Raw genomic sequence first — 20,132 nt, 5'->3', positions numbered from 1 at the left:
TCCCCACGAGGGGAGACGGTGTGACCGACACGGGTACGGACGGCGGCACCGGCGAAGGCGCCGGGACGGGCACGGGCGTCGACTGGGCCGCGCTCAAGGACGAGGCCGTACGGGCCATGGGGCACGCCTACGCCCCCTACTCCAAGTTCCCGGTCGGCGCCGCCGCCCTGGTGGACGACGGGCGGATCGTGTCCGGCTGCAACGTCGAGAACGCCTCCTACGGCCTGGGCCTGTGCGCCGAGTGCGGGCTCGTCTCCGCGCTCCAGGCGACCGGCGGTGGCAGGCTGGTGGCGTTCACCTGCGTCGACGGGCACGAGGAGCTGCTCATGCCGTGCGGCAGGTGCCGCCAGCTGCTGTACGAGTTCGGCGGCCCCGAGATGCTGCTGGAGACCGTCGACGGCCCGAGACCGATGTCGGAGATCCTGCCCTACGCCTTCGGGCCCGACGACCTGAGCCGGGGAGCCTGACCATGGACGCCGTCGACCTGAGCCGGAGGGCCTGACCATGGACGCCATCGAGGTCATCTCCGCCAAGCGGGACGGGCGCGAGCTGTCGCCCGGGCAGATCGACTGGGTGATCGACGCCTACACCCGGGGCGTCGTGGCCGACGAGCAGATGTCCGCCCTCGCCATGGCGATCCTGCTCAACGGCATGAACCGGCGGGAGATCGCCGGATGGACCCGGGCGATGATCCGCTCCGGCGACCGGATGGAGTGGTCGGCGCTCCCGGGTCCCACCACCGACAAGCACTCCACCGGAGGCGTCGGAGACAAGATCACGCTGCCGCTGGCCCCGCTGGTCGCGGCCTGCGGGGGGTACGTGCCCCAGCTGTCCGGACGGGGGCTTGGCCACACCGGCGGCACCCTGGACAAGCTGGAGTCCATCCCGGGCTGGCGGGCCTCGCTCTCCAACGACGAGATGCTCGGCGTGCTCGGCGCGGCCGGGGCCGTGATCTGCGCGGCGGGCGACGGCCTGGCCCCGGCCGACAAGAAGCTGTACGCGCTCCGCGACGTCACCGGGACCGTGGAGTCGATCCCGTTGATCGCCTCCTCGATCATGTCGAAGAAGATCGCCGAAGGGACCGGCGCGCTCGTCCTGGACGTCAAGGTCGGCTCCGGGGCGTTCATGAAGACCGTGGAGGAGGCCCGAGAGCTGGCCACCACCATGGTCGAGCTGGGCACCGACGCCGGGGTGGGCACGGTCGCGCTGCTGACCGCGATGGACCGGCCGCTGGGCCTAGCCGTGGGCAATGCGCTGGAGGTCGCCGAGTCGGTCGAGGTGCTCGCCGGGGGCGGGCCCGCCGACGTGGTCGAGCTGACCGTGCTGCTGGCACGGGAGATGCTCGCCACGGCCGGGATCACCGGGGGCAGGGACCCCGAGCGGGCCCTGGCCGACGGCTCGGCGATGGACGCCTGGCGACGGATGATCACCGCCCAGGGCGGCGACCCGGACGCCCCGCTGCCCCTGGCCGCCGAGACGACGGAGGTCGTCGCGCCCTCGTCCGGCGTGCTCTCCCGGCTCGACGCCTACGGGGTGGGCCTGGCGGCCTGGCGCCTCGGCGCGGGACGGGAACGCAAGGAGGACCCGGTCTCCTCGGGCGCGGGCATCGTCCTGCACGCCAAGCCCGGTGACCCGGTCCGCGAGGGCGCCCCGCTGATGACGCTGTACGCCGACGACGCCGGGCGCTTCGAGCGGGCGCTCGCCGCCCTGGAGGGCACCTACGCCGTCGGCGAGGCGGCCGACGAGGACCTGCTGCCCCTGGTGATCGACCGCGTCACCGCCTGACCGCGGCCTCCCGCGAGGCCGAGCCCTCCGCCTCCTCGGGGCGGGGGGCCGTGGCGTCTCCGGTGTCTCCGGTGTCCTGTGCGTCCCTGGCGTGCTCGGCGTCCCCGGCGCGCGGGCCGGGGAGTCGCGGTGCCGAGCAGCGGCCCCCGGTGACCTCGGCGCTCCCGGCGTCCCAGGCGTCCTGCGTCTCCTCGGAGAGCCGCGCCGGGCCGGAGGGCCGGCAGGCGCCGGGGTCGACAGGGGCGAAGATCTCGCCGATCACGGCGCGGTGGGTGGGGCGGGCCGTGGCGTGACGCTCGCGTCCCTGCCCGGTGATGCCCACGTAGATGCCGCGCCGGTCGTCCTGGCAGACGGCCCGGGTCACCAGACCCGCCTTCTCCAGACGGGCGAGCAGCCGGGAACAGGCGCTCTGACTGAGGTGGACGGCGTCGGCGACCTCCTGGACCCGGTACTTCTCCTGGCCGCCCTCGACCATCCGTTCCAGGACCTCGAACTCGCTCATGCCCAGCCGGTGCCGTTCGGAGAGCTCGCGCTCCAGCGCGCAGGCGGCCGCGGCGTGCATCGCCAGGATCTGGCGCCAGGCGCGGACCGCGTCCTCCTCGTTCATGTCGCGGATCGTACCACCCGTGAAGGATAGATGCACAGGAACTAAATTCTCTTGCATTAAATGCGGACGCATGTATTGTCGGTCCCCATGACCTCCTCATCGACTTCACCGGATGACGAGCGCTGGAGTCCCGCACTGTGGGCCGCGCTCACCGTGCTCTGCGCCGTGGTCTTCCTCGATGCCCTCGACGTCTCCATGGTGGGCGTGGCCCTGCCGTCGATCCAGGCGGACCTGGGACTGTCCACCTCCTCGCTGCAGTGGGTGGTCAGCGGCTACGTGCTCGGCTACGGCGGCCTGCTCCTCCTCGGCGGCCGGACCGCCGACCTGCTCGGGCGTCGCAGGGTCTTCCTGGTCGCCCTCGCGGTCTTCGCCGTGGCCTCCCTGCTCGGCGGCCTCGTCGACGACGGCACGCTGCTGATCGCGGCCCGCTTCGTCAAGGGCGTCAGCGCCGCCTTCACCGCGCCCGCGGCGCTCTCCATCATCACCACGACCTTCGCCGAGGGCCCGGCCCGCAACAGGGCCCTCAGCTTCTTCACCGCCTCCGGCGCCAGCGGCTTCTCGCTGGGTCTGGTCATCTCCGGCTTCCTGACCGAGCTCGGCTGGCGCTGGACGTTCCTCATGCCGGTCCCCGTCGCGATCATCGCGCTGGTCGCGGCCCTGAAGTACCTGCCCAAGCGCCGTGAGGAGCGCGCCGAGAGCGGCCACGACCTGCTCGGCGCGATCACCATCACCGGCTCCATGCTGCTGCTGGTCTACGCCGTGGTCGAGGCGCCCGACGCGGGCTGGAGCTCGCCGCGCACGATCGCCTCGCTGCTGGGCGCCGCCGCGCTGCTGGCCGCCTTCGTGATCACCGAACGGCGCGTCAGGCACCCGCTGGTGCGCCTGGGCATCCTGCGCTCCGGCCCGATCGTCCGCGCCAACCTCGGGCTGGTGATCCTGTTCGGCTCCTACGTCGGCTTCCAGTTCGTGGCCATGCAGTACTTCCAGAACTTCCTGCACTGGTCGGCCCTGCAGACCGCGCTGGCCTTCCTTCCCGCCGGACTGCTGGTCGCGGTGACCTCAACCCGGATGGGCACGCTGGCCGACCGGTTCGGCACCGCGAAGCTGATCGTGGTCGGCTCGGCCGCCCTGGCCGCCGGGTACGCGTTCTTCCTCCGGCTGAACGCCGACCCCAGCCTGTCCACGCTGATCATCCCCGGGATGGTGCTGCTGGGCATCGCGTTCGCTCTCTCATTCCCCGCGCTGAACATCCAGGCCACGAACGGCGTGGCCGACGACGAGCAGGGACTGGCCTCCGGGCTGCTCAACACCTCCGGGCAGGTCGGCGGGGCGGTCGTGCTGGCCGTCGTGACGGCCGTGCTGACCTCCGGCACGGGCGCCGACCCGATCGGCTCCTTCCGTGCGGCGATCATGGTCTCCGGGATCCTCGCCCTGGTCGGCCTGGTGATCGCCCTGACCGGCCTGCGGACGCGCCGCCCGCTCGCCGTCACCGAGGAGGAGGCGGTCCTGGAGGCGGTCTAGGACCTCTCCTGCGGGTCCGTACGCCTCGGCGCGGACCCGCGGACGACTCGCGGCCCGGGACGGGAACGACGGGGACGAGGGAGAACGGGGACACGGGGACACGGGGCCCCCGGCGCCCCCGGGGGACCTCGCCGGGTCGCGGGCGCGCCGCCGCCGGTCACAGGGGCCCGGCGGCGGCACCCTTCCCGCGCGGCCTTCACGACGCGCCGCCACGACCGGGGCGCGGTGCTTGACTCCTCCCTCGGACGGCTGTCACGATCCGGCCAGGGCACAGGTGGGCGACAGGGGTGAGAGCCGCGCTCCACCTGGGCATCTAACGGGGCAGGAGGCTCATCATGAACCGCACCCTCGTCCCCTTCGCGCTCGTTCCCCTGCTGGCGCTGGCGGCCTGTGGCACGACCACGCAGACCACGACCCCCTCCTCGGGGGCTCCGGCGGCCACGGCCCCGGCGGACGGCGCGACCGGCACGACGGCCACGCCCTCCGTGGCCGCGCCCGCCGGGCTGCGTCCCCCGACGAGCACCAAGGAGATCGAGGTCGACCGGACGACCGGCACCACGCCGATCGTCACCGGGGCCCGGTTCGCCGAGCACCCGGGGTTCGACCGGGTGGTGATCGACCTCAAGGGGGACCTGCCCGGGTACACCGCGCGCTGGGTGGCGGAGCTGGTCCAGGACGGGTCGGGCGACCCGATCGACGTCAAGGGTGGCGCCTACCTCCAGCTCACGATGACCCCGGCCGCGGCGCACACCGAGGCGGGCACGCCGACCTGGACCGGCGGGCCGATCTTCCAGGCCGGGCTCGGCAACGTGCGGAACGTCGTCAGGACCGGCGACTTCGAGGCCGTGGTGGGCGTCGGCGTCGTCCTGAAGCGCAAGGCCGCCTTCCGGGTGCTGGAGCAGAAGAGCCCGAACCGGCTGGTCGTCGACATCGCGCACTGACCGCACCGACGGCACCGGCCGTCCGCACGGTCCGAACGGCACGGCCCTAAAGGCACGGCCCGCCGCGGTCCTGCGCGGCCGGACCCGGCCCGGCGGGTGCCGCGCACGGTGACCACCGCGCCGGTGCCAGACTGGTGCGATGGTACGCAAAATCGAGGGTGCGACGCGGATTCCCGTCCCGGGCGGCAAGACGATCGACGAGTACGTCGGCCGGGTCAACAGCGGTGACGAGCGGATCTCGATCGCCCACATGAAGGCACCCGCCGGGTGGGAGGAGCCCGCCCAGACCCCCGAGTTCGCCGAGTACACGCTCGTGCTCTCCGGCACGGTCCTGGTGGAGCACGACGGGGGCGTCACCGAGGTCGGCGCGGGACAGGCCTTCGGCTGCGAGCCGGGCGAGCGGATCCGCTACAGCGCCGGTCCCGAGGGCGCCGAGTACGTCGCCGTCTGCCTGCCCGCCTTCGCCCCCGAGGCCGCCCGCCGTGAGGACTGACCCGGACACGTGTCGCGACACCCGCCCCGGCACCCGTCGCGACGCCCGTCGTGCCGGCCGAGGCGATGACCGCCCGCCGGACCCCGGCGGTAGGCTGATGAGATGAGTCAGCTACCCACCTTCGAGCAGATCCGCCTGGCCCCCAAGGTGCTGCTCCACGATCATCTCGACGGTGGCCTGCGACCGGAGAGCATCATCGATCTGGCCCGGGAGACGGGCTACGACCGGCTGCCCGCGACCGACACCGAGAGCCTGCGCGCCTGGTTCCGGGAGTCCGCCGACTCCGGCTCGCTGGAGCGCTACCTGGAGACCTTCGACCACACCGTGGGCGTCATGCAGACGCGCGAGGCGCTGATCAGGGTCGCCGCCGAGTGCGCCGAGGACCTGGCCGCCGACGGCGTGGTCTACGCCGAGGTGCGCTACGCGCCCGAGCAGCACACCTCGGCCGGTCTGAGCCTGGAGGAGGTCATCGAGGCGGTCCAGGAGGGTTTCGCCTCCGGCTCCGCGGGACGCGGCATCCGGGTGGGGACCCTGCTGACCGCCATGCGCCACCAGGCCAGGTCCATGGAGATCGCCGAGCTCGCGGTCCGCTACCGCGACGCCGGGGTGGCCGGGTTCGACATCGCGGGCGCGGAGGCGGGCTACCCGCCCACCCGCCACCTCGACGCCTTCGAGTACCTCCAGCGGGAGAACGCCCACTTCACCATCCACGCCGGTGAGGCGTTCGGCCTGCCGTCCATCTGGCAGGCTATCCAGTGGTGCGGCGCCGACCGGCTCGGCCACGGTGTCCGCATCATCGACGACATCTCGGTCCAGGACGACGCCGAACCCAAGCTCGGCCGCCTGGCCGCCTACGTCCGGGACAAGCGCATCCCGCTGGAGATGTGTCCCACGTCCAACCTGCAGACCGGTGCCGCGACCTCCATCGCCGAGCATCCGATCGGGCTGCTGCGCCGCCTGAACTTCCGGGTGACCGTCAACACCGACAACCGGCTGATGAGCGGGACGTCCCTGTCGGAGGAGTTCGCCAAGCTGTCGGAGGCGTTCGGCTACGGGTGGGACGACATGCTGTGGTTCACGGTCAACGCCATGAAGTCGGCGTTCCTGCCGTTCGACGAGCGCCTGTCGCTCATCAACGGCGTCATCAAGCCCGGGTTCGCGCGGCTCAAGTGGCAGGCGTGAACGGGTTCGTACCGGCGAAGTGAGTTCTCTCCGATGAAGCAGGTGTTCCGCTCCACCTTCGCCGTGATCATCGGCTGGGTCTGGATGGCCTTCGCCGCCTTCAACGCGGTCGACCTGGTGGTCCGCTACGGCGGGCGGAGTTCGATGGTCGCCGCGGCGGTGCTGGCGGTGCTGACCGCGCTGGTCCTCCTCACCTGCCTGCGCCCGGCGCTCGTGCTGACCGAGGAGGGGGTGCTGGTCCGCAACCCGCTGCGGAATACCTTCGTGCCCTGGCGGGCGGTGGACGGGGTCACGGTCTCGCACTCGATCACGATCGTCTCCGGCGAGCGGAAGATCCGCTGCTGGGTGCCGCACGTCTCCGCCCGCGAGCGGGCCGCCGCGACCCGCAAGGCCGGTGCCCCGGGACGGCGGGGCCGCTTCGAGACCGAGCCGGTCCGCTCCAAGGGGGAGCGGGCGGCCGCCGAGGCGGTGGCCGGGAGGACCCACGCCGACTGGGTGGCCCAGCAGATCACCGAGCGCGCCGAGGCGGCCCGGCGCGCGGCCCGGGCACGGGAGGCCGCCGCGGCACCCGCGTCCACCGGAGCCACGGCGTCCGGGAGCACGGCGTCCACCGCGGCACCGGCGTCCACCGGGGCCACGGCCTCCGAGGGCACGACGTCCACCGGAGCCGTGCCGTCCACGGGGGTCACGGCGTCCACCGGGGACGGCACCGGCACCGGGGCGGGCGCGCCCCGGACGACCTGGGCCCCGACCGCGTTGGCCGCCCTCGCGGTCGCGGCCCTGCCGACGATCGCGGCCTTCCTCGTCTGAAACCCGCACGCGCCTCGTCTGAAACCCGCACGCGCCTCGTCCGAAGCCCGCACGCGCCTCGTCGGAAGCCCGCACGCGCGGGCCCCGGGGCCTCCGCGGCCCCGGGGACGTCAGAGCCCGAGGGCCTCGGCGAGGTCGGCCCTGAGGGAGTCCAGCTCGGCGGCGGCCCGCGCGCGGGCCTCGGAGACCTCGCCGGTCACCGGGATCACGACCTCCAGGTAGCACTTGAGCTTGGGCTCGGTGCCCGAGGGGCGGACGACCACCCGGGCGCCGCCGGACAACCGGTAGCGCATCCCCTCGGTGGGCGGCAGCCCGCCTGTCCCCTCGCTCAGGTCGTCGGCGGACTCGACCTCGCGACCGCCGAGCCGCGCCGGCGGCGTCGCCCGCAGGCGGGCCATCGCGCCGGCGATGAGCGACAGGTCGGCCACCCGGAACGAGAGCTGCGAGGTGGCGTGCAGGCCGTGGCGGCGGGCCTGGTCGTCCAGGAGGTCGAGCAGGCTCCGGCCCTCCAGCCGGGCCTCGGCGGCGATCCCGGCAACGGTCAGCGCCGCGCCGATGCCGTCCTTGTCGTGCACGGGCAGCCCGGCGCCCGAGCCGACGCTGTACCCCAGCGCCTCCTCGTACCCGAAGACCAGTCCTTCACCGGCCTTCATGATCCATTTGAAGCCGGTCAGGGTCTCGGCGTAGCGCACGCCGTGCGCGGCGGCGATCTTGCCGAGCAGTGACGAGGACACGATGGTGGTCGCCACCAGGCGGTCGTCGCCCGAGGTGTGCCGGATCACGTGCTCGCCGAGCAGCGCGCCCAGCTCGTCGCCGGTCAGCATCCGGTGGCCGCCGCCGGGCAGGGGCACGCCCACCGCGCAGCGGTCCGCGTCGGGGTCGTTGGCCAGCACCAGGTCGGCGCCGGTCCGCGCTGCGAGCTCCAGCGCGAGGTCCATCGCGCCGGGCTCCTCCGGGTTGGGGAAGGCGACGGTCGGGAAGTCGGGGTCCGGCTCGGCCTGCTCGGCCACGGTCGCGGGCGCCTCGAACCCGGCGGCGGCGAAGGCCCTGGCCAGGGTGACGCCGCCCACGCCGTGCAGCGGGGTGTACGCCACCCGCAGCCCGCGGGCCTCACCGATCGGCAGGGCGGTCAGCGCCTCCAGGTAGGCGGCAACGACGCCGTCGTCCAGGAGGGTCCAGCCCGGGTCGCCGGGGGAGCCGAGGGGGAGCTCGGAGACCGGCCCGGTGGCGTCGATGGCCGCGGAGATCTCCGCGTCGATCGGCGGCACGATCTGGGAGCCGTCCCCCCAGTAGACCTTGTAGCCGTTGTCCCGGGGCGGGTTGTGACTGGCGGTGACCGTCACCCCCGCGTCCGCGCCGAGGTGGCGGACGGCGAAGGCCAGCACCGGGGTGGGCAGCGGGCCGGGCAGGAGCGAGGCGCGCAGCCCCGCCCCGGTGAGCACGGCCGCGGTGTCGCGGGCGAAGGCGTCGGACTTGTGGCGGGCGTCGTAGCCGATCACGACGTGCCGCCCGGGGCCGAGGACGCGGGCCAGGCCGGCGGCGGCGCGCATGACCGTCACCCGGTTCATCCGGTTGGGCCCGGCGCCCAGCTCGCCGCGGAGCCCGGCGGTGCCGAACTCCAGCCGGGAGCCGAACCGCTCGCGCAGCGCGTCGTCGTCACCGCCGTCCAGCAGGCCGGTCAGTTCCGCGCGGGTGTCGGGGTCGGGGTCCTGGGCCAGCCAGGATCGGGCGAGCCCTGCCAGGTCGCTGTTCATGCATCACCTCTCGGAGGCCGAGGCCGTGGGTGGTCGCCGGAGCCTGCCGCCGCTCCGTCCTACAGCCTGCCCACGACGCTGGCCAGCAGACCGCCCATGCGGGTGGCGGTGGCGCGGCCCACCTCCAGCACCTCCTCGTGGTTGAGCGGCTCGCCCACCAGCCCGGCGCCTGGGTTGGTGACCAGTGAGACGCCCAGCACCTCGGCGCCGCCCTCGCGCGCCGCGATCGCCTCCAGCACGGTGGACATGCCCACCATGTCGCCGCCGAGGATGCGGCACATGCGCACCTCGGCCGGGGTCTCGTACGTGGGGCCGCGGAAGGCCACGTAGACGCCCTCGGTCAGCGACGGGTCCACCTCGCGGGCCAGCTCGCGCAGGCGCGGGGTGTAGACGTCGGTGAGGTCGACGAAGGTGGCGCCGGTGATCGGGCTGGCGCCGGTCAGGTTGATGTGGTCGCTGATCAGCACCGCCTCGCCGACCTCCTGGGTCTCCGGGCGCAGCCCCCCGGCGGCGTTGGTCAGCACGATCGTGCCCGCCCCGGCCCTGATCGCGGTCCGCACCCCGTGCACCACGGGGTCCACCCCGCGGCCCTCGTAGAGGTGGGTACGCCCGAGGAAGATCAGCACGTTCCTGCCCGCCGGGGTCCGTACGGCGCGGATCCGGCCCGCGTGCCCCTGCACGGCGGGCGGCAGGAAACCGGGCAGGTCGGTCACGGGGATCTCGGCGACGGTCTCGCCGATCGCGTCGGCGGCCGGAACCCAGCCGGAGCCCATCACGAGCGCGACGTCGAAGGAGTCCACTCCGACGGCGCCTCTCAGCGCGTCCGCGGCGTCCGTGGCGAGGGCGTAGGGGTCGTTGGTCACCTCACCGAGCGTACCGGTCACCGCCGCGACCACGTCCGTTCCGTACCCCTTCCCGAGGTTCCCGAGGTTCCCGAGGTTCCCGAGGTTCCGCGGGCTTCGGGGTTCCGGGGGCTTCGGGGTTCCCGGGAGGGCGGCCACGTGCCGGGCCGTCACCCGCGCCGGGGTGGATCACCGGGTCCGCCGCGGGTGGCGGACGGCGGGCGTCAGCCTCCCAGGGAGGTGCAGGGCCGGCCGCGCAGGTCCCTGACGTAGTCGTCCGGGGCGCCCGCGCGCTCGGCGGCCTCGGCCAGGATGCCGAGGTAGCGGGCCGAGGGCAGGCCGCCCTCGTAGCCGTCCAGCACGTAGAACCACGCCACGACCTCGCCCTCCAGGGTCTGCACCCGGAGTTTGACCTTGTGGTACAGGCCGCGTGCCGCGCCCTCCCACTGGTCGAGGGAGCTCTCGTCCCATTCGGGAACGTCGTACAGGACGACGAAGACCTGGTCGGCCGGGTCCTCGACGATGGAGGCGAGGGCCCCCTCCCAGCCGAGGTCGTTCCCGCCGAAGGTCAGGCGCCAGCCCTGGAGCCAGCCGGTCCCCCTGATCGGGGAGTGAGGGGCCCGCTGGGCCATCTGCTTGGGGTCCATGTTGCTGCCGTAAGCGGCGTAGACAGGCACGGTGCCCAACACTAATCGAAGATCGGCCGGACGATCGCCCGGCGGGGAAGGCGCGCCGACATCCCCGTGTGTCGCGGGGTTCGCGAGCGCTTTCGCGATTGGACGGGACGCGGAGCGACGGTCGCTCCCGTCATGCGGGAGAATGGTACATGTGACGAGGATAGTGATCATCGGTGGCGGTCCCGGCGGATACGAGGCGGCGCTGGTGGCGGCCCAACTGGGGGCGCGGGTCACCGTGGTCGAGCAGGACGGCCCCGGCGGGGCGTGCGTGCTCACCGACTGCGTGCCGTCCAAGACGCTGATCGCCACCTCCGTGCGCAAGCAGGCGCTCCTGGACGCCAGCATGCTCGGGGTGCACTACACCGGCGGCCCCGACGGCGACGTCGGCGGCGTCATCGCCGACATGCCGCTGGTCAACAGACGCGTCAAGGAGCTGGCCCGCGCGCAGTCCGCCGACATCGCCGCCCGGCTGGCCGCCGAGGGCGTCGAGGTGGTCACCGCCCCCGGGCGGCTGGTCGACCCGCAGGTGGTCAGGGCCGGGGACCGGACGATCCGCGCGGACGTCGTCATCGTGGCGACCGGCGCGACCCCCCGCATCCTGCCCGGGGCCGAGCCCGACGGCGAGCGCATCCTGACCTGGCGGCAGCTGTACGACCTGGAGGAGCTGCCCGAGCACCTCATCGTGGTCGGCTCCGGCGTCACCGGCGCGGAGTTCGCGGGCGCCTACCGCTCGCTGGGCTCGGAGGTCACCCTCGTCTCCTCCCGCGACCGCATGATGCCCAACGAGGACGCCGACGCCGCCGAGGTTCTCGAAGAGGTCTACCGCCGCCGCGGCATGAACGTCATGGGCCGCTCCCGCGCCGAGTCCGTCAAGCGCACCGCCGACGGCGTGGTCGTCACCCTGGAGGACGGCCGCACCGCCGAGGGCACCCACTGCCTGATGACGGTCGGCATGATCCCCAACACCGCGGGGATCGGCCTGGAGGAGGCCGGGGTCACCCTCGCCCCCGGCGGGTTCGTCCAGGTGGACAAGGTCTCCCGCACCTCCGCGCCCGGTGTCTACGCGGCCGGGGACTGCACCGGGGTGCTGATGCTCGCCTCGGTGGCTGCCATGCAGGGCCGGATCGCCGTCTGGCACGCCTTGGGCGAGGCCGTGCAGCCGCTCCGCCTGGCCACGGTGGCCTCCGCCATCTTCACCGACCCCGAGATCGCCGCCGTGGGCGTCGCCGAGAAGACGGTCCGCGCCGGGGAGATCGAGGCCAACATCGTCAAGCTTCCGCTGGCCACCAACGCCCGCGCCAAGATGCAGGGCTTCAACGACGGCTTCGTGAAGCTGTTCTGCCGCCCGCACACCGGCATCATCCTGGGTGGCGTCGTGGTCGCCCCCCGGGCCTCGGAGCTGATCCTCGCGGTGTCGGTGGCCGTCCAGCAGCGGCTGACCGTCGACCAGCTCGCCCACACGTTCGCGGTCTACCCCTCCCTGTCCGGCTCCGTCACCGAGGCGGCCCGTCGCCTGATGCAGCCGATGACCCCCAGCGGCATCTGACCGCTCCGGCCCCCGCCCCCCGGCGGACCTTCCGGCCGGCGCGGGGGAGGGGTCAGCGGACCCTGGGCCGCAGGCGGTTCAGCGCGTTCCGGCCGTCCTGGACGGCCTGGGCCACGAAGTGCAGCTCCTCCTGGCGCCTGGCGATCGACAGGGCCTGCTTGGCGGCCTCGTACGCGTCCAGGGCGTGCCGCCAGTCGCGGTCGGCGGTCATCCCGCCGCGCCCGCCGAGCTGGAACTCGTAGTCGAGCTGGTCGATCTCCTCGCCCAGCCGGGTGATGTCCTCCTCGGCGCCGTGGCGCATCAGTGCGAACTGCTGGGCCCGCCGGGTGCGCCCCTGGGCGCTGATCCCCCAGGCCACCACTGTCAGCGCCAGGCCCACCGCGCTGATCACGACCATGATCAGGCCCACCGACGCGCCACCGCCCCGGGCGGCGCCGGCCGACGGGGAGGCCGACGGCTCGCCGGAGAAGATGCCGAGGTCGGGGACCGTGATCGGCGTCGAGGGGTCCAGGCCCGTGGGAGTGCCCTTGGAGCCGGTGAGGTCGGCGTCGTCGGCCTGGATGAAGGACGCGCCCTCGACCAGGGCCCCGGTGAAGTCGGCGCCGTCCAGCTCGGCCTGGGTGAAGGTGACCTCCCTGAGGTCGGCGTCCTTGAGCGTGGCGTTGCGCAGGTTCGCCTGGCCCATCTTGGCCTCGTGCAGCTTGGCCCGGGTGAAGTCGGCCTTGCGCCCCTTGATCTGGCCGGGGGTGCTCTCCTCCAGGTCGGCGTCGATCAGCTTGGCGTTGGTGAAGTCCGCCTGGGTCAGCTCGGCCCTGGTCAGCGCCGCCCTCGACAGGTCCGCGTGCGGGAAGTACGCCTGCCCCGCCTCGGCGTCGACCAGGATCGCGTCCCGCAGGTCGGCGTGGTCGGCGTGCATCTGCCCCAGGTCGGCCTCGGTGAGGTCGGCCCTGCGCAGGTCGGCGTACTTCAGCGTGGCCTGGGTCAGGTCGGCCTGCTTGAGCGAGGCGCCCTGCAGGATCGCGCCGGTGAGGTCCTTCTGGGTCAGGTCCACCCCGTCCAGCTTCGCCTTGGTCAGGTCGGCGCAGCGCAGGTTCGCCGGGAGCCTGGCACCCTCGGTGAAGTTCCTGCCGCGCAGGTTCGCGCCCTCGCCGGGGCTGCACGGCCCGGTCGCGGCCTGGGCGGGAGAGAACAGTGTCCCCGACAGCGCGATGATCGCGACGGTGAGAGCCAGGGGGATGGGACGACGCACGGGAGCCTCCTTCAAAGCAGTCCCGATGGTGTCAGCGGATCATTGCATCCCGCTAGACGGCCGCTTGCATCGTTCTCCGGACGCCACCCGCCGGTGCTCCCCGGATCCCGGGCAGGGACGCGGGCGCGGCCGGTGGCGTGCTGTCCACCGTGAACCGGATCGGCGCCGCCGCCGGGAGCTCTGCGGAGGGATGATCGCACGCACGCCCGGCCGACACGGTCGGTATCGTCGGGGCATGACCGATCACCGCGCGGTCGACGTGAACGGGATCCGGCTCGCGTACCGGGTGTCCGGAGCCGTCGACGCCCCGCCGCTCGTCCTGCTGCACGCGCTGGGCAAGACCGCGGCCGACTGGGACGGCGTGGTGGCCGCCTTCGAGCCCCACTGGCGGGTCCACGCCCTGGACCTGCGCGGGCACGGGGACAGCGCCTGGCCCGGTGACTACTCCCTGGAACTCATGCGCGACGACGTGCTCGGATTCCTGGACGCCCTGGCGCTCGACCGGGTGACCCTGGTCGGGCACTCGCTGGGCGGGTTCGTGGCGTACCTGCTCGCCGAGGACCACCCCGAGCGCGTGGAGCGCCTGGTCCTGGAGGACGTCTCGGCGCCGCTGCCCCGGGAACGGACCGTGCCGGTCAGGCCGGACGGGGCACTGCCCTTCGACTGGGCGATGGTGCTCGCCGTCAAGAAGCAGATCGACGATCCCGACCCGGTGTGGCTGGACCGGCTCGGCCGGATCACCTCGCCGACCCTCATCGTGGCGGGCGGGTCGCTGAGCCACGTGCCGCAGGACCTGATCGCGGAGATGGCGCGGCGGATCCCCGACGCCCGTGTCGTCACCGTCGAGGCCGGGCACCTGGTGCACGACGTCCGGCCCCGCGAGTTCACCGACGCGGTCCTGGCGTTCCTGCGGCCGTGAACACCTCTCCCGCCGCCGTGGCGCAGATCGCCGTCCCGTTCCTCTGGCTCGGGATGGTGCTGGCCATCTCGTTCCTGGAGGCGCCGCTGAAGTTCCGGGCGCCCGGGATCACCGTGCCGCTCGGGCTCGGCATCGGCCGGTTGGTCTTCCGGGCGCTCAACGTCGCGGAACTCGTCCTGGCCGTCTTCCTCACCCTGGCGCTGCTCCTGAGCGGCACGGGCGGCACGGGCGGGCTCGTCCTCGGAGACGTCGCGACGACGGTGCTGGTCGCCCTCTGGGTGCTGCTGGCCGTCCAGGTGGCGGTGCTGCGGCCCCGCCTGGACCGGCGCGCCCGGCAGATCATCGAGGGCGGGAACCCGCCGCGGTCGTACCACCACCTGCTCTACATCGCGGCCGAATGCCTCAAGGTCGTGCTGCTGGTCACGCTCGGCATCCTGCTCGCCTCCCGGCTCCTGCCGTGACGCCCACCGGGTGACGGCGGCGGATCACCGCACGGCCCGCCACGCGGGCGGGTCCGCGAGGGGTGGATCACCAGCCAGGCGGACGCGCGCTCAGCCTGCAGGCGGACGACGGGCGCCGTCGTGACGGCGAGCATGGATCCCGCTCACCGCAGGCTCTCGTAAGGACACGAACATGTTCAAGAAATATCTGCCGGCCGCGCTGGCGGCGGCGGCGGTCGCCACCCTCACCCTGGCCCCCGCAGCCCCGGCCGCGGCCGTCGCGGAACCCACGATCGAGGTCGTCGCAGGGAAGACCTCGGTCCTGAAACAGTCGAACAGCAAGTTCAGCTGCCCGACGAACGAGGTGCTGATCGGCCGCGAGCACCGCGGTGACGAGAACGGTGACACCACGTTCCACTGCGGCCGCATCTACATCGACGGCATCCAGGTCACGGTGCTCAAGCTGGACTTCTGGGGCACCAGGACGGACGAGAACGATCACGACTACCACGCTCCGGAGAACCGGGCCATCGTCGGAATCCGGCACGACGGGGACGAGAACGGCGACACCATCTACTACAGCGGCTCGCTGTTCTGGCAGGGCAAGCCGGTGCAGGTCCTCGCCGGGTACCTGGAAGGCTGGCTCAGGGAGAACAACCACGCCTCGATCGGCGGCGCCCAGCAGGTGATGACCGGCCGCAAGCACCAGGGGGACGAGAACGGCTGGACCCAGTACGAGTACGGCTGGGTCTCGTTCAGGGGCTGATCGCGGAGCCGGCCGGTGATCCGTCCCGCGGGGGACGCCCCCACCCGGCCCGGATCCCCCCTGAGGTCAGCGCCACTCCCGGGGGCGGGAGGCGGAACGGTCGAGGTCCAGGTCGTCGTGCGTTCGCACGGCGTAACCGCCCGGGGGGAGGGTGACGCCCTCCACCTTCTGCTCCTCGTCGCCGTGATTGACGGCGAAGAACCAGTCGCCGCGGCGGACGAGTTCCACGGGGGCGGGGGTCAGGCCCAGCAGGCGGGCGTAGGCGTCGTCGGACAGGCGGGTGGAGACGTACAGGGCCGTGCCGGAGCCGTGGGAGTGGCGGGTGATCGCGGGCCGTCCGTCGAGGGGGGTGCCGGAGGCGTGCGGGCCGGTGTAGACGGCCAGCGCCTCGGCGCCTTCGAGGTGGACGTGCTCGCTCCAGAACGTGCCGGTCTCCCCCCGGGGGCCCGGGAAGGTCGCCGTGTGCTCGTCCGGGACGTCCGGGGCGTTCAAGTCATCCGGGGCTTCCAGGTCGTCCGGGGCGTTCAGGGCGTTCGGGGTTTCCGGGGCCGACAGCGTGAGGGCGACGTCGGGCGGGAGGGGGTGGAACTCCTCGACCCTGATGCCGAGGAGGTCGCGCAGGGCGCCGGGGTAGCCGCCGAGGCGGACGCGGGCGTGCTCGTCGGCGACGCCGCTGAGGTAGGAGACCACGAGCGTGCCGCCGCCGGAGACGTAGCGGCGCAGGTTGTCGGCGTCGGCGTCGCAGATGAGGTACAGGGCCGGGACGAGCACGAGCGGGTACGCCGACAGGTCGGCCGAGGGGTGCACCAGGTCTGCGGTGACGCCGTGCCGGTAGAGCACCCGGTGGGCCTGGCGTACGGCGTCGGTGCAGGTGATCTCGGACGACGGCAGGCCGGGCGCCTGCAGGGCCCAGTCCGCCTCGGCGTCCACCAGGATCGCGGCCCCGGCCTCGACCGGGGCGGCGCAGGCGTCCACCAGGGTCGGCAGCAGCGCGCCCAGCTCGCAGATCTCCTCGAAGATCCGTGAGTCGGGCCCGGCGTGCGGCACCATGCCCCCGTGCCAGAGCTCGGCGCCGCCCCGCGAGGCCCGCCACTGGAAGAACATCGCCCCCCGCGAACCCCGTGCCACGTGCGACAGGCTCAGCCGGGTGATCTCCCCGGGTCGTTTGGCGACCATCCGGGGGCCGGTGTAGGTGACCACGGCCTGTTCCATCAGCAGCCAGGGCTTCCCGGAGGCCCAGCCGCGGGCCAGGTCGGCGGCGAACGCGGTCTCGGCCGGAGGGTCGGCCGAGGGGTAGTGGTCGATCGCCACCACGTCGACCTCGTCGGCCCAGTGCCGGTGGTTCACCGGCACCCAGTCGCCGAGGACGAAGTTCGTGGTGACCGGGACGTCCGGGGTGATGTCCCGCAGGACGGCCTTCTGGTCACGAAAGTGGTCGAGCATCGCGTCGGAGACGAACCGCCGGAAGTCGAGCACCTGGGAGGGGTTGGGCAGGTACTGGGTGGCGCGGGGCGGGGTGATCTGCTCCCAGGCCGAGTAGTGCTGGCTCCAGAACGAGGTGGTCCAGGCGTCGTTGAGCGCCTTCAGGGTGCCGTGCCGCTCCCGCAGCCAGACCCGGAAGGCGTCCGCGGCGTGGTCGCAGTGGCAGACGGTGCCGTACTCGTTGTGCACGTGCCACATGGCCAGCGCGGGGTGGTCGAAGTAGCGCTCGGCGAGGGCGTCGGCGATCCGCAGGCAGGCGTCCCGGTAGGCGGGGGCGTGCACGCAGTAGGTGTCGCGGCTGCCGTGGGACAGGCGGGTGCCGTCGGCGGTGACGGTGAGGGCGTCGGGGTGGGCCAGGCCGAACCAGGGCGGTGGCGAGGCGGTCGGGGTGGCGAGGTTGACGGCGATCCCGCCCTCGTGCAGCAGGTCGAGGACGCGGTCGAGCCAGCCGAAGTCGTGGACCCCGGGCAGGGGCTCCAGCCGGGCCCAGGAGAACACGCCGACGCTGACCAGGTTGACCCCGGCCCGCCGCATCAGCGCGACGTCCTCCTCCCAGACCTCCTCGGGCCACTGCTCGGGGTTGTAGTCCCCGCCGTAGTACAGCCCGCCGGTCCGTCCAGGCCAGTCCACGCTCGCCCCTTTGTTTGGATGCAAACTAAACTAATTATCACGAGTCACCGGTTTCGTTCAAGAGGCGGATCGTTCGTCCCCTCCGATCCGGGCGCTCGGTGCGCGGGGCCGCGGGGCGTGCCTGGCCATTGACGTTTGTTGGTTTGGACGTAAAACTAATTCCGCAGCCGCACGTCGAGCTCTGGAGTTCCCATGCCCTACCGTCCCCCGCTGGTCGCGCACGAGTACTTCGTCGCGGATCCGCCGGAGCTGCCCGTCCGCCTGCACGGCGAGGAGGGACTGTCGGCGCTGATCTCGGCGGAGCCGGTGGCCTCCGACGAGGCAGGGGTGATCCTCAAGGCGGTGACCACCGCCGAGGAGACGCTCCTGGTCCAGGTGGGGGTCGCGGGCGAGGGCGTGATCCGGGTCAGGCTGGGCCAGGACGCGGACGCGCGGACCCGGTCGGCCGCGGCGATCACCATGGTCACGCCGGGCGAGTTCGCCGGGGCCCGGGTGGAGCACCGGGACGGGACGATCCTGCTCGACGCGGGCTCGCTCCGCGCGGAGATCACCCTGTCGCCCTGGCATCTGAGGTTCACCGACGCGAGCGGGGCGCCGCTGCTGGAGCAGGACCGGGGGCACACCGACATCAGCGGCCGGCTGCGCACGCTGCCGTTCGGCCGCTCGGCCTCGAACGGGACGGTGGCCGGGTACCACGAGAGCTTCGTGGCCGGGGCCGACGAGGCGTTCACCGGGTTCGGCGAGTCCTTCACCCGGCTCGACAAGCGCGGCCAGCGTCCCCTGATGTGGAACTTCGACGCGTTCGGCGCCGAGTCGCAGCGGGCGTACAAGAACGTGCCGTTCTACCTGTCCAGCAGGGGTTACGGCGTGCTGGTGGACAGCGGGGCGCCGGTGGAGTTCGACGTGTGCCAGAGCACGCACAGCTGCGTGCAGATCGTGGTGCCGGACGACCTCATCGACTACTACGTGATCGCCGGTCCCACCCCGCCGGAGGTGCTCGGCCGGTTCGACCTGCTGACCTGCGCGCCGCAGCTCCCGCCGAAGTGGGCGTTCGGCACCTGGATCTCCTCGGGGTTCTTCGTCGACACCCAGGAGCGGGTGATGAACAGGGCGCGCACGATCCGCGAGCGCGGCATCCCCTGCGACGTGCTGCACCTGGACACCTACTGGCAGACCGACGGCCACTGGTCCGACCTGCGCTGGGACGCCGGCGGCTTCCCCGACCCCGAGGGCATGCTGGCCGAGCTGGACGCCATGGGCTTCAAGGTCTGCCTGTGGATGAACCCCTACGTCTCCCACCTCAGCCCGGCCTTCCCCGAGGCCGCCGAGAACGGATATTTCCTGAAAAATCCGGCCGGGGAGGTCTACGTCGCGGACTGCTGGCACGGCTCGTACCCGCCCTGCGGCATCGTCGACTTCACCTCGCCCGCCGCCGTCGAGTGGTTCAAGGGGCTGCTCCGCCCGCTGCTGGAGCAGGGCGTGCAGGTCTTCAAGACCGACTTCGCCGAGGGCGTGCCGCACGACGCCGTGGCGGCCAACGGCATGTCCGGCACCGACCTGCACAACGTCTACACGCTGCTGTTCAACGACGTCGTCTCGGAGGTGACCCGCGAGGTCACCGGGCACGGCATGGTCTGGGCGCGCTCGTCGTACCTGGGCGGGCAGCGGCACGCGGCGCAGTGGAGCGGCGACACCTACACCAGCTACCCGGCGATGGCCAGCACACTGCGCGGCGGGCTGGCGCACGGCCTGTCCGGCATCCCGTTCTGGAGCCACGACGCCGGGGGCTTCACCGGCCGTCCCACCGACGACCTGTACGTCCGCTGGACCCAGTTCGGCGCGCTGTCCCCGCTGCTGCGCCTGCACGGCACCACCAGCCGGGAGCCGTGGGAGTTCCCCGAGGTGGAGGCCGAGGCGGTGGAGGCGCTGAGGCTGCGCTACCGGCTCATGCCGTACATCTACAGCGCGGCCGTGGAGGCCGCCAGGACCGGGGCGCCGATGATGCGCGCGCTGTGCGTCGACCACCCCGACGACCCGGTGGCCTGGCAGGCCGACCTGGAGTACCTGCTCGGCCGCGACCTGCTGGTGGCGCCGATGACCTCGCCCGAGCAGGTCAGGAAGGTCTACCTGCCCGCGGGCGAGTGGGTCGACCACTGGACCGGCGAGGTGCTGACCGGCGGCCGGTACGTCACGGCCGCCACACCGCTGGACCGCATCCCGCTGTACGCGCGGCACGGCGCGATCGTCCCCGTCCTCGCCGACCCGGGCGGGACCGTCGGCGACGGGCCGTTCGGGGAGATCACCCTGGTCGCGTACGGCGTCGCGGAAGGCCGCACCACCGTCCGCGACCTCGACGGGGACACCGTGATCACCTCCGTCCCGGACGGGGAGGGCCTGCGGGTGACCGTCTCGGGGAGCGCGCGGATCGCGGGCGTCGAATTCGTGGGGACCGACGTCCCGGTCGTCATCACCACCACCTAGGAGAAGA

Annotated in this window: 18 protein-coding genes; 12 read left to right on the top strand and 6 right to left on the bottom strand. The window is 72.9% G+C overall.

Translation table 11 applies throughout. The features are described 5' to 3' along the window. Window positions 1-20: 20 nt before the first annotated feature. Together ABD832_RS06205 and ABD832_RS06200 are read left to right on the top strand one after the other, a co-directional pair. Complete coding sequence (locus ABD832_RS06205; RefSeq protein WP_344889670.1) at window positions 21-467, top strand: cytidine deaminase; 447 nt, start codon at window positions 21-23, stop codon at window positions 465-467. 37 nt (window positions 468-504) lie between these two features. Then, window positions 505-1,785, top strand: coding sequence for a thymidine phosphorylase (locus ABD832_RS06200; protein WP_344889669.1), 1,281 nt, complete (start codon window positions 505-507; stop codon window positions 1,783-1,785). On the opposite strand, the gene ABD832_RS06195 is transcribed toward ABD832_RS06200, so the two are convergent. After that, the gene (locus tag ABD832_RS06195; RefSeq protein WP_344889667.1) at window positions 1,775-2,392 is read right to left on the bottom strand and encodes a MarR family winged helix-turn-helix transcriptional regulator; all 618 of its coding nucleotides are present in this window, start codon (window positions 2,390-2,392) and stop codon (window positions 1,775-1,777) included. The genes ABD832_RS06200 and ABD832_RS06195 overlap by 11 nt on opposite strands. Before the next feature lie 87 nt (window positions 2,393-2,479). On the opposite strand from ABD832_RS06195, the gene ABD832_RS06190 reads away from it, so the two are divergent. The 5 genes from ABD832_RS06190 (at window position 2,480) to ABD832_RS06170 (ending at window position 7,339) form a co-directional block, all read left to right on the top strand. Then, on the top strand, window positions 2,480-3,913 hold the full coding sequence (locus ABD832_RS06190; protein ID WP_344889665.1) for an MFS transporter: 1,434 nt from the start codon (window positions 2,480-2,482) through the stop codon (window positions 3,911-3,913). 335 nt (window positions 3,914-4,248) lie between these two features. Then, window positions 4,249-4,854, top strand: coding sequence for an AMIN-like domain-containing (lipo)protein (locus tag ABD832_RS06185; RefSeq protein ID WP_344889663.1), 606 nt, complete (start codon window positions 4,249-4,251; stop codon window positions 4,852-4,854). 139 nt (window positions 4,855-4,993) lie between these two features. Beyond that, entirely contained in the window at window positions 4,994-5,347 is a 354-nt protein-coding gene (locus ABD832_RS06180) for a cupin domain-containing protein (RefSeq protein ID WP_344889660.1), read from the top strand. A 102-nt stretch (window positions 5,348-5,449) separates the two neighbouring features. Then, window positions 5,450-6,529 carry an adenosine deaminase gene (locus tag ABD832_RS06175; protein WP_344889657.1) on the top strand — a complete coding sequence of 360 codons (1,080 nt, stop codon included), beginning with the start codon at window positions 5,450-5,452 and terminating at the stop codon, window positions 6,527-6,529. 33 nt (window positions 6,530-6,562) lie between these two features. Beyond that, the gene (locus ABD832_RS06170; protein ID WP_344889654.1) at window positions 6,563-7,339 is read left to right on the top strand and encodes a PH domain-containing protein; all 777 of its coding nucleotides are present in this window, start codon (window positions 6,563-6,565) and stop codon (window positions 7,337-7,339) included. 110 nt (window positions 7,340-7,449) lie between these two features. On the opposite strand, the gene ABD832_RS06165 is transcribed toward ABD832_RS06170, so the two are convergent. The 3 genes from ABD832_RS06165 to ABD832_RS06155 form a co-directional block, all read right to left on the bottom strand. Beyond that, window positions 7,450-9,093: a phospho-sugar mutase gene (locus ABD832_RS06165; RefSeq protein WP_344889651.1), complete on the bottom strand. Its 1,644-nt coding sequence runs from the start codon at window positions 9,091-9,093 to the stop codon at window positions 7,450-7,452. 59 nt (window positions 9,094-9,152) lie between these two features. Beyond that, entirely contained in the window at window positions 9,153-9,956 is an 804-nt protein-coding gene (locus ABD832_RS06160; RefSeq protein WP_344889649.1) for a purine-nucleoside phosphorylase, read from the bottom strand. 203 nt (window positions 9,957-10,159) lie between these two features. Next, entirely contained in the window at window positions 10,160-10,612 is a 453-nt protein-coding gene (locus ABD832_RS06155; RefSeq protein ID WP_344889646.1) for a gamma-glutamylcyclotransferase family protein, read from the bottom strand. Window positions 10,613-10,763: 151 nt separating this feature from the next. On the opposite strand from ABD832_RS06155, the gene ABD832_RS06150 reads away from it, so the two are divergent. After that, on the top strand, window positions 10,764-12,158 hold the full coding sequence (locus tag ABD832_RS06150; RefSeq protein WP_344889643.1) for an NAD(P)H-quinone dehydrogenase: 1,395 nt from the start codon (window positions 10,764-10,766) through the stop codon (window positions 12,156-12,158). A 52-nt stretch (window positions 12,159-12,210) separates the two neighbouring features. Here the strand turns inward: ABD832_RS06150 and ABD832_RS06145 are convergent, their stop codons facing one another. After that, on the bottom strand, window positions 12,211-13,407 hold the full coding sequence (locus ABD832_RS06145; RefSeq protein WP_344889640.1) for a pentapeptide repeat-containing protein: 1,197 nt from the start codon (window positions 13,405-13,407) through the stop codon (window positions 12,211-12,213). A gap of 235 nt (window positions 13,408-13,642) precedes the next feature. Here ABD832_RS06145 and ABD832_RS06140 point away from each other — a divergent pair, with 235 nt between their 5' ends. The 3 genes from ABD832_RS06140 to ABD832_RS06130 all read left to right on the top strand — a co-directional run bounded on the left by ABD832_RS06140 (window position 13,643) and on the right by ABD832_RS06130 (window position 15,532). Further along, entirely contained in the window at window positions 13,643-14,326 is a 684-nt protein-coding gene (locus ABD832_RS06140; RefSeq protein ID WP_344889638.1) for an alpha/beta fold hydrolase, read from the top strand. Further along, window positions 14,323-14,787, top strand: a complete 465-nt coding sequence (locus ABD832_RS06135) for a hypothetical protein (protein WP_344889635.1) — start codon at window positions 14,323-14,325, stop codon at window positions 14,785-14,787. The genes ABD832_RS06140 and ABD832_RS06135 overlap by 4 nt, the downstream gene beginning before the upstream one ends. 172 nt (window positions 14,788-14,959) lie before the next feature. Beyond that, window positions 14,960-15,532 (top strand): hypothetical protein, encoded by a 573-nt coding sequence (locus tag ABD832_RS06130; RefSeq protein ID WP_344889633.1) that lies wholly within the window; start codon window positions 14,960-14,962, stop codon window positions 15,530-15,532. 66 nt (window positions 15,533-15,598) lie between these two features. Here ABD832_RS06130 and ABD832_RS06125 read toward each other — a convergent pair whose 3' ends face one another. After that, on the bottom strand, window positions 15,599-17,644 hold the full coding sequence (locus ABD832_RS06125; protein ID WP_344889630.1) for a beta-galactosidase: 2,046 nt from the start codon (window positions 17,642-17,644) through the stop codon (window positions 15,599-15,601). A 192-nt stretch (window positions 17,645-17,836) separates the two neighbouring features. Here ABD832_RS06125 and ABD832_RS06120 point away from each other — a divergent pair, with 192 nt between their 5' ends. Continuing rightward, the gene (locus ABD832_RS06120) at window positions 17,837-20,125 is read left to right on the top strand and encodes a TIM-barrel domain-containing protein (protein ID WP_344889627.1); all 2,289 of its coding nucleotides are present in this window, start codon (window positions 17,837-17,839) and stop codon (window positions 20,123-20,125) included. Window positions 20,126-20,132 lie beyond the last annotated feature (7 nt).

This window comes from Streptosporangium longisporum (genome assembly GCF_039534895.1).
Lineage (GTDB): Bacteria > Actinomycetota > Actinomycetes > Streptosporangiales > Streptosporangiaceae > Streptosporangium > Streptosporangium longisporum.
Note: the sequence above shows the minus strand (reverse complement) of the source record. Positions and strands in the feature narration are given on the sequence as shown.